The following is an 11,853-nucleotide window of genomic DNA, read 5'->3' on the forward strand; positions in this document are numbered from 1 at the left end:
ATTTTTGGCCGAATTTGAATGTATATATCGAGATCAATCGCCACTTCCCGCTTTTTGGGCACGGTAAATGGCCGACTAATGAGTTCTGAAAAATACGTCCGAAATTGATTCATTAACACTTGGACGTACGGCGCGACTGCAGCGGCTCAGAATTTCAGCCCGCCGCGCTCGGCCACGGTGTGCATGTCCTTGTCGCCCCGGCCGGACAGGTTCACCAGGATGATCTTGTCCTTCGGTAGCGTGGCAGCCAGCTTGCAGGCGTAGGCCACGGCATGGCTGGATTCCAGCGCGGGGATGATGCCTTCCTTGCGGCAGCAGTCATGGAAAGCGGCCAGGGCTTCGTCGTCCGTGACGCCCACGTACTCGGCGCGGTGCGAGTCCTTCAGCCAGGCATGCTCTGGCCCGACGCCGGGGTAGTCCAGACCGGCGGAAACCGAGTGCGTCTCGATGATCTGGCCGTTGTCGTCCTGCAGCAGATAGGTGCGGTTCCCGTGCAGCACGCCCGGCGAGCCGGCCGAGAGCGACGCGGCGTGCTTGCCGCTGGCAATGCCCTCGCCGGCCGCCTCGCAGCCCACGAGCTTGACCTGCGGGTACTTCAGATAGGGGTAGAAGATGCCCATGGCATTGCTGCCGCCGCCCACGCAGGCCAGCACGTAGTCGGGCTGGCGGCCGGCGAATTCGGGCATCTGCGTGATGCACTCCTCGCCGATTACGCTCTGGAAGTCGCGCACCAGCATCGGGTAGGGGTGCGGGCCGGCCACGGTGCCGATGATGTAGAAGGTACCGGCCACGTTGGTGACCCAGTCGCGCATGGCTTCGTTGAGCGCGTCCTTCAGGGTCTTGCTGCCGGAGCTGACCGGGCGCACCTCGGCGCCGAGCAGCTTCATCCGGTAGACGTTCTGCGCCTGGCGGCGCACGTCCTCCTCGCCCATGTAGACCACGCACTGCAGGCCGTAGCGCGCCGCGATGGTGGCGGTAGCCACGCCGTGCTGGCCGGCGCCGGTCTCGGCAATCACGCGTGGCTTGCCCATGCGGCGGGCGAGCATGGCCTGGCCGATCACGTTGTTGATCTTGTGCGCGCCGGTGTGGTTGAGGTCCTCACGCTTGAACCAGATCTGCGCGCCGCCGGCGTCTTCGGTCAGGCGGCGGGCAAAGTAGACCGGGCTGGGGCGGCCCACGAAGTGGGCGAGCTCATTGTGGAATTCGGCCAGGAACTCGGGGTCGTGCTGGTACTTCGCATAGGCCTGCTTGAGTTCCTCGAGCGCGTGCATCAAGGTTTCGGCCACGAAGATGCCGCCGTAGGGGCCGAAGTGGCCGCGGGCATCGGGGAAGTTGTATTCACCCTGATCGGGGGCGGAGCCGGGAGGCAGATCGTTGGGTTTCATGGTGAAACCTCCTTCGCATTCATCAGATTGATGAGCGCGTGTCCGCTTTGTTCACTTGGTCAACAAAGGCGCGGATGCGCGCCGGGTCCTTGAGGCCCTTCTTCGGCTTGCCGTCTGCGTCGAGCGCTTCCACACCGGAAGACACATCGACCGCGAACAGCCGCCCTGTGGGCCGCAGCAGCTCAATGGCACCAGCGACGTTTTGCGCGCTCAACCCACCACTCAAAACGAGCGGAGGAGCGCTGTCGGGGTTGGCGTTGAGACGAGCCGCGCATTGATGAAGGATCTGCCAGTCAAAGGGGGTGCCGCTGCCGCCGTGGCCGGCCGACGCGGTGTCGAACAGCCAGGCGCTGGCGCCCCGGAAAGCTTGCACAGAGTGTAGCAACGCGTCTGCGCTGGCACCCTCTGCACTGCCCTGCCCCACGCCGAATGCACGCATCCAGGGGCGATTCGCCGCAACTGCAGCCAGCTCGCATTGCGCAGCGCGCTCGCCGCCATGGCACTGAATCATCTGCACGCCGCTGGCCTGCACGGCGCGGGCCACCTCCAGCGGTTGGGCCTGTACGAACAACCCCACGGTCTGCACAAAGGCCGGCACGCAGCGCACGATTTCTGCAGCCGCCGCGGGCTCGATGTAGCGCGCACTGCCTGGCCAGAACACGAAGCCCAGGGCGTCGGCACCGGCATCCACTGCGGCGCGCGCGTCCTCCCAGCGGGTGATGCCGCAGATCTTGATGCGGGTACGGGCTGCAGGCGTGGCAGTGCTCATGTGCTGGATTGTTTCACGCTAGCAGCGCCTCTCAGGCCAGGTGCGCGAACCAAGGCGCGGGGTCGGCCGCATCCGGCACCCCGAACACCTCCGGATAGTGCACGCCCGTGAGATACAGACCCTCGGCCGCAAAGGTGGGCGCCGCCTGCGCGCGGCTGCGGCTGCCCAGCACCTGCGCCAGCTGCCCTTCCGGCCAGCGCCCCTGCCCCACGTAAACGAGGCAGCCGACGATGTTGCGCACCATGTGATGCAGAAAGGCATTGGCACGCACGCGCACCAGCACAAACTTGCCGTGGCGCCGCACCTTGATGAAGTGCAGCAGCTTCACGGGCGACTTGGCCTGACATTCCGCCGCGCGAAAGGCGCTGAAGTCGTGTTCACCCGGCAGACATTGCGCAGCGCGATGCATGGCAGCGGCATCCAGCGGCCGGAAGCTCCAGCCCACCAGCGGCGCCAGCTGCGAGGGCCGCACCGGATCGTCCTGGATCACATACACATACTCACGCCACTGAGCGGCAAAGCGGGCGTGGAACTCATCGCTCACCGGCTGCGCCCAGTGCACAGCAATCGTGGGCGGCAGGAAGGTGTTGAGCCCGCGCACCCAGCTGGCGGGGTCGCGCTGCACGGGGCTGTCGAAATGCAGCACCTGCGCCGTGGCATGCACGCTGGCGTCTGTGCGTCCGGCGCAGACGGTCGGCCAGCGCGGCGCGTCGGCCTGCACATGCGGCGCACCAATGAAACGCGCCAGTGCCGCCTCGAAGGCGTCCTGCACGCCCAGGCCACTGGGCTGTGACTGCCAACCCTGGAAGTCTGCGCCCTGATAGCTGATGCCGAGTGCGATTCGCATGAGGATGAGGATGCCGCGGGCAGTGCCGAAAAGCAAAACGCCCGGCGAACCGGGCGCTTTGTTCAGGCGGGCAAGATGATCAGCTCAAACGCGAGAGCAGTTCGCGGGCCTGGGCTTGCTGGTCGGCCGAGCCGATGCTGATCACTTCGTTCAGGATCTCGCGTGCACCTTCGCTGTCGCCAATGGCGACATAGGCGGACGCCAGGCTGAGCTTGGTTGCAGCGTCATTGTCCGTGCCGGCTGGTGCCAGGGCAGGTGCTGCCGCCGGTGCAGGCATGTCGAGCGTCGGCAACGGCGCCGCAGCAGGCGCAGTCGCATCACCCAGGTCGAAGTCCAGAACCGCCGAGTCGCCCTCCAGCGGCGGCAAGTCCAGCGCGGCCGGCGGCGGGGGTGCCACCGTGGTCGCACCGCCGATATCGAAGTCGAGCCCGCTGCCCAGCACGTCGCGAGCCGACGACGGGGGCGAGGCTTCCGGCGGGAGGCCCGGCATGGTGGCGAGATTGAGATCGAGCGCGCCGAAGTTGGGGTCGGTTGCCGCGAAGGACGCGACAGGCTCAGCCTTGCTGCCCTTGTCGCTGTTCATGAAATCGCCAGCTGGATCGAGCGCCTTGAGCTGCTCGGGCATCGGCATCGTGCCACCTTCAAGCGCGGGCACGCCGAGATCAAAGTCCAATGAGTTCGGGTCCACGGTCGGGGTGGACATCGTGGTAGGCGCAAAGCCCGCGGACGGATCGCCCAGATCGGGCAGCTTCACTTCCTGGGTGGCATTGCCGGTCACCAACGGCGCAGTGGTGTCGAAGGTGTCGAGCCGGTCAGCGCTCATTCCGACGGGCAGCGTGGCTTCCATGCCCTGGGCCTGGGCCATGGCGGCGCCCACGCGATAGAGCTCATTGCTGGGGTCGAGCGCGGCGCCCATCAGGGCCGCGCGCTTCCACTCGTCACCCATGCCATTGGTCTTGTCATGCAGGACCTTGGCCTCGTCACCAAAGCCGGCGACGTCCTTGCGGCCTGCGAGGATCTCAAGCAGCTTGAGGCGGGCGGTGTGTCGATCTGGCTGGGCGACGAGTGCCTCGCGCAGGATCTCCTCGGCCTGCTTGTCGCGGCCATAGGCGATGTAGACATCAGCCTCTGCGACCGGATCGACCTCGGAAGAGTCGAGCTGGCTGGACGCCGGCATGTAGTTGCTGTTGAAGACCGAGGAGGCATTGGTGGTGTCCACCGTGGCGCCGCCGGTTTCGCCGATGACCGAGTTGCCCGCGGCATTGGCCATCACGCTGTCTTCAAACTGCGCGGTCTCGCGGTTGCGGCGGCTGCGGATGGCCAACCAGCCAGCACCCAGCAGGACCAGACCACCCAGACCGGCCATGCCGACCCAATTCCCAAGGATGGAGTCCAGCAAGCTCGGCTCGGCGGGCGCCGGAGCGGGCGCAGGCTTCGCCACCGGTGCGGGTGCGGGTGCGGGTGCGGGTGCGGGTGCGGGCGCCGGGGCCGCCGCGGCAGGAGCGGGGGCAGGCGCAGGCGCGGCCGCTGCCTTCGCGGCTTCGGCAGCCTTCGCATCTGCTGCGGCCTTGGCATCCGCTGCGGCCTTGGCGTCGGCCGCAGCCTTCGCTGCAGCGGCAGCCTTGGCGTCTGCCGCCGCCTTCGCATCCGCAGCGGCCTTGGCGTCCGCAGCCTTTTTCGCTTCTTCGGCCTTCCGCTGGGCTTCGGCAGCCGCGGCGTTCTTGGCCTGCAGCTCCTTCATCGCCGCGTTGTTCTTTTCCAGTTGAGCAAGGCGCGCCTTCTCTTCGGCGATGGCCTTGTCCTTGGCGATCTTGTCGAGCTCGGCCTGCTTGGCAGCGCTCTGGCCGGCGCCCTTGGCGGTCGGCTCGGCCTTTTGAACCTTCAACTGATCGGCAGAGGGTGCAGCCTTGGACTTGTCTTCGACCTTGGGCACCACGGTGCCTGCGGCAGCCTGCTTGGGCGCAGAGGGAGCCGCGGCGGCCGGAGCCTTGGCCGCAGTGTCTGCCACGCGGTCACGGAAAGACGAGAAGTCGCTGGACTGGGCCACGACAATCTTGCGCGCCTCGCCCGGCGTGACGCTGGCTGCGTCCTGGGCTGAGGGCACGCGCAGAACTGCGCCACTGCGCAGGCGGTTCATGTTGTCGCCGATGAACGCTTCCGGGTTGGCCCGATACAGGGCGACCAGCATCTGATCAAGATTGACAGCGGGCGTGAGGTTTTCACGGGCAATCTTGCCCAGCGTGTCGCCGCGCTTGACGGTGTAGGTGCCTGAGGCGGGCTTGTCCGCGGCCGGTGCGGGTGCCGGAGCAGGTGCAGGTGCAGGCTTGCCACCCGGGGCCGGCGCGGGTGCCGCGGCTGCAGGTGCGGGGGCCGGCGCGGATGGACGCGTCGCTGCGGGCGGTGCAGCAACCGGCGCGGTTTCGACCGGTGCGAGACGCGTTCCGGGCGGATCAAGCAGCACGGTGTACTCGCGGACGAGTCGACCGGTTGCCCATGACAGTTCGACCAGAAGATCGAGGAAGGGCTCGTTGACCGGTTGCGCGGTCGTGATGCGGATCACGCTGCGACCGTCGGGCCGCTTCTCGATCGCAAAACGTGCGCTGGACAACGCGGCATTCGGCTCGATATTGGCGATTCGGAAGGCATCAGCCGACGCGAGCCGCGCTGCGAGCGAAGCTTCCTCATCCTTCGTGAGTGAGGTGATTTCCACTTCGGCGCGCAATGGCTGACCGATGGCGGACTGCACGGTGAGCCGCCCCAGACCAGCTGCCCATGCGTCGACCGCGGTCGCGCTCAATACGGAAACCACTGCTGCGGCCAGAAGCCGCTTCTTCATGTGTGATGCCACAACCCACCCCGGGATGTCGTTCTTCTGGACTTTCAGCATAACTTCAAGGACTTACGGCGGCAATCTTAAGTAGTCTCGCAAGACTTTCTCGACGCTTTGCCTAGTGTCCTGTTGCTTAATGCTGCACTACCTGTAGAGCCTACACCGAAGGGGTGTGAGCAAATGTTGCCGACCGGCAACGCTTGACGGCAAGTCAACAGTTCGCAAGAACCCGAACCGCCGCTCACCATGACGCGACGGTTCGAGACCCAACGTCATGCCAGCAGCAGACGCAGCATACGGCGCAGCGGCTCGGCCGCGCCCCAGAGCAGCTGGTCACCGATCGTGAACGCGCCGAGATACTGCGGCCCCATGGCCAGCTTGCGCAGGCGACCGACCGGTATTGTCAGGGTCCCGGTGACCGCCACCGGGGTCAGATCCACGATGCTGGCTTCGCGCGTATTGGGCACAACCTTCGCCCAGGGGTTGCTGTCGCGGATCATGCTTTCGATTTCGTCCACCGGCACGTCGCGCGTGAGCTTGAGGGTGAGCGCCTGGCTGTGGCAGCGCATGGCCCCGATGCGCACGCACAGGCCGTCGATCGGAATCTGCTCATTGCCGGTGCGACCCAGGATCTTGTTGGTTTCCGCCCCGCCCTTCCACTCCTCGCGGGACATGCCATTACCCAGATCCTTATCGATCCAGGGAATCAGGCTGCCTCCCAGCGGCACGCCGAAGTTGGCCTTCTCCGCATCGCTGAAGCTGCGCTGCTTTGCGATGACCTTGCGGTCGATCTCCAGAATCGCGCTTGCCGGGTCATCAAGCAGGCTCTTCACTTCGGCATTGAGCGTGCCGTACTGCGTGAGCAGCTCGCGCATGTGCTGTGCGCCGCCGCCGCTGGCCGCCTGGTAGGTCATGGAGGTCATCCATTCCACCAGCCCGGCATTGAACAGGGCACCCAGGCCCATGAGCATGCAGCTCACGGTGCAGTTGCCGCCGATCCAGTTCCGGCCACCTGCAGCCATGGCGCGCTTGATGACGTCCATGTTGACCGGGTCGAGGATGATCACGGCGTCATCCTTCATACGCAGGGTCGAAGCGGCGTCAATCCAGTGCCCGCTCCAGCCGGCGGCCCGCAGCTTCTCGAACACCTCGGTCGTGTAGTCGCCGCCCTGGCAGGTGATGATGATGTCCAGCTTCTTCAGTGCCTCGATGTCATAGGCATTCTGAAGACGCGTTTCGACGGTGGTGGCCGGTGCAAACTTCGGTGCGTCGCCACCGGCGCTGCTGGTAGAAAAGAACACCGGCTCGAAATGGGCGAAGTCGCCCTCTTCCTGCATGCGCTGCATCAGCACCGAACCCACCATGCCGCGCCAACCGATCAGGCCTACCTTCTTCATCATCTACCCCTTCCTCTCAAATCAGCTCCAGAAATGAAAACTCCCCCATCCGCAGCCCGCTTGTGGGCTCGATGGAGGAGTCACAAGAGGGCCGCCTGAGGTTTCAGGTCTCTTTCGAAATGGTTTTGCCCGCTTTGATGGCGGAAACGACGGCCGCACCCATCTCAGCCGTACCCACCTTGGTGGTACCGGCTTCGAAGATGTCTGCAGTGCGCAGACCTTGGGCGAGAACAGACTTCACGGCGGATTCGATCGTGTCGGCCGCGTCGGGCCGGTTAAATGTGTACCGCAGCATCATAGCCGCCGACAGAATGGTGGCCAGCGGGTTGGCCACGCCCTTGCCGGCGATGTCCGGCGCCGAGCCGTGGCTGGGCTCATACAGGCCGAAGTTGCGGGCGTTCAGCGAGGCGCTGGGCAGCATGCCGATCGAACCTGTGAGCATGGCAGCTTCGTCGGACAGGATGTCGCCAAACATGTTGCCGGTCACGATCACGTCGAACTTCTTGGGTGCCTTGACGAGCTGCATGGCGGCGTTGTCCACGTACATGTGGTCCAGAGCCACGTCTGGGTACTGGGCCGAGACCTCGATCATGATGTCCTTCCAGAACTGAAAGGTCTCCAGGACGTTCGCCTTGTCCACGCTGGTCAGGCGCTTGCCGCGCTTGCGGGCGGCCCCGAAGGCCACGTGTGCGATGCGCTCGACTTCCGGGCGCGAGTAGCGCATGGTGTCAAAGGCCTCCGGCGCGCCGGCAAATTCACCGTCTGGACTTTCGCGCCGGCCGCGCGGCTGGCCGAAATAGATGTCGCCTGTCAGCTCACGAATGATCAGGATATCCAGACCCGCCACCACCTCCGGCTTGAGCGAGGAGGCATTGGCGAGTTCCGGGTACAGGATGGCCGGGCGGAAATTGGCGAACAGCCCGAACTGCTTGCGCAGGCCGAGAATCGCCTGCTCGGGGCGCAGCTTGCGCTCCAAGCTGTCGTATTTCCAGTCGCCCACGGCGCCGAACAGGATGGCGTCCGCCTTGCGGCAGACCTCAAGCGTCGATTCCGGCAGCGGGTGGCCGTGCGCCTCGTAGGCCGCGCCCCCGACTGGTGCGTGGCCGTACTCCAGGGGCAGGCTCAGCGCATCCAGAACGGCGATGGCTTGGGTAACGATTTCGGTGCCGATGCCGTCACCGGGCAGAACTGCGATCTTGAGCGTCATCGAATGATTTGCGGTTGAGTCGGCGCGAGCCAGGGTTGCGTGGCCAGACGGTGCGCTTCGAAAGCGCGGATCTTGTCGGCATGGCGCAGGGTCAGCCCGATGTCATCGAAGCCGTTGATCAGGCAGTACTTGCGAAACGCGTCAATCTCGAAGGCGTAGCGGCGACCGTCCGGTGTGATGACCACCTGCTCAGGAAGATCCACGGTGAGCTGATAGCCGTTGAACGCTGCCGTCTCGTTGAACAGGTGATCGACTTCAAGCTCGGTGAGCACGATGGGCAGCAGGCCGTTCTTGTAGCAGTTGGTGAAGAAGATGTCGGCAAAGCTCGGCGCAATCACGGCTGCAAAGCCGTACTGCTGCAGTGCCCAGGGCGCATGCTCGCGGCTGGAGCCGCAGCCGAAATTCTTGCGGGCCAGCAGGACGCTGGCGCCCTGGTAGCGCGGCTGGTTGAGGACGAAGTCCGGGTTCAGCGGGCGCGTGCTGTTATCCCGGCCGGGTTCGCCACGATCCAGGTAGCGCCACTCATCGAACAGATTGGGGCCGAAGCCGGTCTTGCGGATCGACTTGAGAAACTGCTTGGGGATGATGGCGTCGGTATCCACGTTGGCGCGATCCAGCGGTGCCACCAGCCCAGTGTGTACGGTGAATTTGTCCATGCTTACATCACCCGGCTGACGTCAACAAAGCGGCCTTCGATGGCTGCAGCAGCCGCCATGGCCGGGCTGACCAGGTGCGTGCGCCCCCCCGCACCCTGGCGGCCTTCGAAGTTGCGGTTGCTCGTGGAGGCGCAACGCTCACCCGGCTCAAGCTTGTCGGCATTCATGGCCAGGCACATGGAGCAGCCGGGCTCGCGCCACTCAAAGCCCGCATTGCGAAAAACCGTGTGCAGTCCTTCGGCTTCAGCCTGCGCCTTCACCAGCCCCGAGCCCGGTACCACCATCGCCAGCTTCACATTGCCGGCCACGCGCCTGCCCAGCTTGCGCACGACACCCGCGGCCTCGCGCAGATCTTCGATGCGCGAGTTGGTGCACGAGCCGATGAAGACCTTGTCGATGCGGATGGCGTCGATCGGCGTGTTGGGTTCAAGCCCCATGTAGGTCAGTGCGCGCTCGTAGCCGCTGCGACGGGTCGGGTCGCTCTCACGGTCCGGGTCCGGCACGCGGCCGTCGATGCCCACCACCATCTCGGGCGAAGTGCCCCAGGTCACCTGCGGGCGGATCTCCTCGGCGCGCAGGTCCACGATCTTGTCGAAGTGCGCGCCCTCGTCGCTGTGCAGCGTGCGCCAGTGCGCCACCGCCTGCTCCCAGGCCACGCCTTGCGGTGCAAAAGGTCGTCCCCGCACGTACTCGATGGTCTTGTCGTCCACGGCCACCAGACCGGCGCGGGCGCCGGCTTCAATGGCCATGTTGCACACCGTCATGCGCCCTTCCATCGACAGACTGCGGATGGCGCTGCCGGCAAATTCAATCGTGTATCCGGTGCCACCGGCCGTGCCGATCCTGCCGATGATGGCCAGGACCACATCCTTGCCCGACACCCCGGGAGCCAGCTTGCCCTCCACGCGGATGAGCATGTTCTTCGCCTTCTTGGCGAGCAGGCACTGCGTGGCGAGGACGTGCTCGACCTCGCTCGTGCCAATGCCGTGAGCCAGGGCACCGAAGGCGCCATGGGTGGAGGTGTGGGAGTCGCCGCACACCACCGTCATGCCGGGCAGGGTTGCGCCCTGTTCCGGACCCATCACATGGACGATGCCCTGCTGCCTGGACAGGAACGGGAAGTAGGCCGCGGCACCGAACTGCTTGATGTTGGCATCCAGCGTCACGATCTGCTCGCGGCTCACAGGATCGACCACGCCATCCAGCCCCTTGTCCCAGCCTGTGGTGGGCGTGTTGTGGTCTGCCGTTGCAACAATGCTGGAGACGCGCCAGGGGGTGCGCCCTGCCTGCCGAAGCCCCTCGAAGGCCTGCGGGCTCGTGACTTCATGAACCAGATGCCGATCGATATAGATCAGCGCGGTGCCGTCGTCTTCCTGGTGAACGAGATGTGCGTCCCAGAGCTTGTCGTAGAGGGTCTTGGCCATGGTGAGTTGCTGCAGTGCAACGGTCGATTATGCAGCAGCACTCTGAGCCCAAACTGACGCAAACGTCAGTTCGGCCAAGCCTTGTCAGGCGCCGGATTCATCGGCGAAGCGGCGATGCGCACGCATGCTCAGGTAGCCCGTCACCAGACCCAGGGCACAGAGTGCGCTGGCCATCCAAAAGGCGGCCGATGGCGCGATCCCTTCCCACAGCCGTGAGGCCGCCAGTGCGCCCACAGTGCCGCCCACCCCATACGAGACACTGAAGTAGGTCGCCTGCCCGCGAGCAGCCAAGGCGCCGGCAAACCAGCCCTGCAGAATGCCGATGCAGCAGCTGTGGTGCACCGCGAAAGTGATGGCATGCAGCGCGGCAGCCACGAGCAGCAGGGGCAGTGAGTTCGGGAACGCGGCGATGAGTGCAAAGCGCGGGACGGCGACTGCCAAGCTCAGCAGCAGCAGACCGTACAGGGACGCTCGCGCGATCCAGCGGCGCTGCGTCCAGAACACCGCGATCTCGAACACCACGCCCACCGCCCACAGAAATCCGATCATGGCCTTGCTGTAGCCATGGCGGTCCAGGTACAGGGAGTAGAAGGCGTACATGGCCGAATGCGCGGCCACCATGAAGAAGGCCGACGCAAAGTAGAAGGCCACATCCGGCCGCTTGAGCTGGCCCCAGAACGACGGCGCGGCGGCGTGGTCATGCACTTGCCCACTGCCGGGAATCCGAACTGCGGCGAGCACCACGATCACGATCAATGCAAGCCCGGCCTGCGGCCACCAACCGATGCCGGCCCACTCAAAGAAGGGCCCGCCGGCCAGCACCAGCACCACGAAACCCAGCGAGCCCCACAGGCGCAAACGCCCGTAGAGAGAAATGTCGCCCTTGAGTGCGTCCACGGCCAGGGTTTCGGCCAGCGGCGCCTGGGCAGACACAAAGAGCTGCACCAGCATCATGACCGCGAAGAAGGCCCAGAACCGTTCCACGAACAGGAAGCCGGCAAACAACACCGCTGCCGTGAGTGCGGTCGCAGCCATCAGTCGCTCCGGCCGGCCGGTCGTGTCTGCCACATGCCCCCAGATATTGGGCAACACAATGCGCAGGGCCTGCATGGCGGCGGTCAGGTAGCCGATCTGCGCTGCCGTGTAGCCGAGGTGATCGGCATACAGCGGCATGTAGGGGTTGGTCAGCCCCACATAGGCGAAGTAGGCAAATAGATAGGCCGCGACGGCGCGCGCGCCGGGGCTCATGGCCACGCTCATGCGCGACGCTCCAGCCCTGACAAGAAAGGCGAGATCGGCTCTGGGTGCGGATCTTCAGACCAAAACTGCTGAAGACCC

The 11,853-nt window shown here is 65.3% G+C and carries 9 protein-coding genes; all 9 read right to left on the bottom strand.

Features of this window, described 5'->3' with window-relative positions:
• Positions 1-146: 146 nt before the first annotated feature.
• The 9 genes from trpB to ACMDW7_RS11160 all read right to left on the bottom strand — a co-directional run bounded on the left by trpB (position 147) and on the right by ACMDW7_RS11160 (position 11,775).
• Positions 147-1,385: a tryptophan synthase subunit beta gene (trpB, locus tag ACMDW7_RS11120; RefSeq protein WP_377300684.1), complete on the bottom strand. Its 1,239-nt coding sequence runs from the start codon at positions 1,383-1,385 to the stop codon at positions 147-149.
• 22 nt (positions 1,386-1,407) lie between these two features.
• Positions 1,408-2,154 carry a phosphoribosylanthranilate isomerase gene (locus ACMDW7_RS11125; protein WP_377300683.1) on the bottom strand — a complete coding sequence of 249 codons (747 nt, stop codon included), beginning with the start codon at positions 2,152-2,154 and terminating at the stop codon, positions 1,408-1,410.
• Positions 2,155-2,185: 31 nt separating this feature from the next.
• Positions 2,186-3,001, bottom strand: coding sequence for a tRNA pseudouridine(38-40) synthase TruA (gene truA / locus ACMDW7_RS11130; protein ID WP_377300682.1), 816 nt, complete (start codon positions 2,999-3,001; stop codon positions 2,186-2,188).
• A 79-nt stretch (positions 3,002-3,080) separates the two neighbouring features.
• Entirely contained in the window at positions 3,081-5,837 is a 2,757-nt protein-coding gene (locus ACMDW7_RS11135) for a FimV/HubP family polar landmark protein (RefSeq protein ID WP_377300681.1), read from the bottom strand.
• A 266-nt stretch (positions 5,838-6,103) separates the two neighbouring features.
• Entirely contained in the window at positions 6,104-7,231 is a 1,128-nt protein-coding gene (gene asd, locus ACMDW7_RS11140) for an aspartate-semialdehyde dehydrogenase (protein WP_377300680.1), read from the bottom strand.
• A gap of 100 nt (positions 7,232-7,331) precedes the next feature.
• A complete protein-coding gene (gene leuB, locus ACMDW7_RS11145) occupies positions 7,332-8,435 on the bottom strand; it encodes a 3-isopropylmalate dehydrogenase (protein ID WP_377300679.1) in 1,104 nt (367 codons plus the stop codon).
• Complete coding sequence (gene leuD, locus ACMDW7_RS11150; protein WP_377300678.1) at positions 8,432-9,091, bottom strand: 3-isopropylmalate dehydratase small subunit; 660 nt, start codon at positions 9,089-9,091, stop codon at positions 8,432-8,434. Before leuD ends, leuB begins: the two co-directional genes overlap by 4 nt.
• A 2-nt stretch (positions 9,092-9,093) precedes the next feature.
• Positions 9,094-10,515 (bottom strand): 3-isopropylmalate dehydratase large subunit, encoded by a 1,422-nt coding sequence (gene leuC / locus ACMDW7_RS11155; protein WP_377300677.1) that lies wholly within the window; start codon positions 10,513-10,515, stop codon positions 9,094-9,096.
• 84 nt (positions 10,516-10,599) lie between these two features.
• Positions 10,600-11,775: an MFS transporter gene (locus ACMDW7_RS11160; protein WP_377300676.1), complete on the bottom strand. Its 1,176-nt coding sequence runs from the start codon at positions 11,773-11,775 to the stop codon at positions 10,600-10,602.
• Positions 11,776-11,853 lie beyond the last annotated feature (78 nt).

The organism is Piscinibacterium candidicorallinum (assembly GCF_047549485.1).
GTDB classification, from domain to species: domain Bacteria; phylum Pseudomonadota; class Gammaproteobacteria; order Burkholderiales; family Burkholderiaceae_C; genus Piscinibacterium; species Piscinibacterium candidicorallinum.

Excerpts from the sequence above, each read along its gene's own strand:
- trpB (WP_377300684.1), bottom strand. The coding sequence starts at position 1,385 with ATGAAACCCAACGATCTGCCTCCCGGCTCCGCCCCCGATCAGGGTGAA.
- ACMDW7_RS11125 (WP_377300683.1), bottom strand. The coding sequence starts at position 2,154 with ATGAGCACTGCCACGCCTGCAGCCCGTACCCGCATCAAGATCTGCGGC.
- asd (WP_377300680.1), bottom strand. The coding sequence starts at position 7,231 with ATGATGAAGAAGGTAGGCCTGATCGGTTGGCGCGGCATGGTGGGTTCG.
- ACMDW7_RS11135 (WP_377300681.1), bottom strand. The coding sequence starts at position 5,837 with ATGAAGAAGCGGCTTCTGGCCGCAGCAGTGGTTTCCGTATTGAGCGCG.
- leuB (WP_377300679.1), bottom strand. The coding sequence starts at position 8,435 with ATGACGCTCAAGATCGCAGTTCTGCCCGGTGACGGCATCGGCACCGAA.
- ACMDW7_RS11160 (WP_377300676.1), bottom strand. The coding sequence starts at position 11,775 with ATGAGCGTGGCCATGAGCCCCGGCGCGCGCGCCGTCGCGGCCTATCTA.
- leuC (WP_377300677.1), bottom strand. The coding sequence starts at position 10,515 with ATGGCCAAGACCCTCTACGACAAGCTCTGGGACGCACATCTCGTTCAC.
- truA (WP_377300682.1), bottom strand. The coding sequence starts at position 3,001 with ATGCGAATCGCACTCGGCATCAGCTATCAGGGCGCAGACTTCCAGGGT.
- leuD (WP_377300678.1), bottom strand. The coding sequence starts at position 9,091 with ATGGACAAATTCACCGTACACACTGGGCTGGTGGCACCGCTGGATCGC.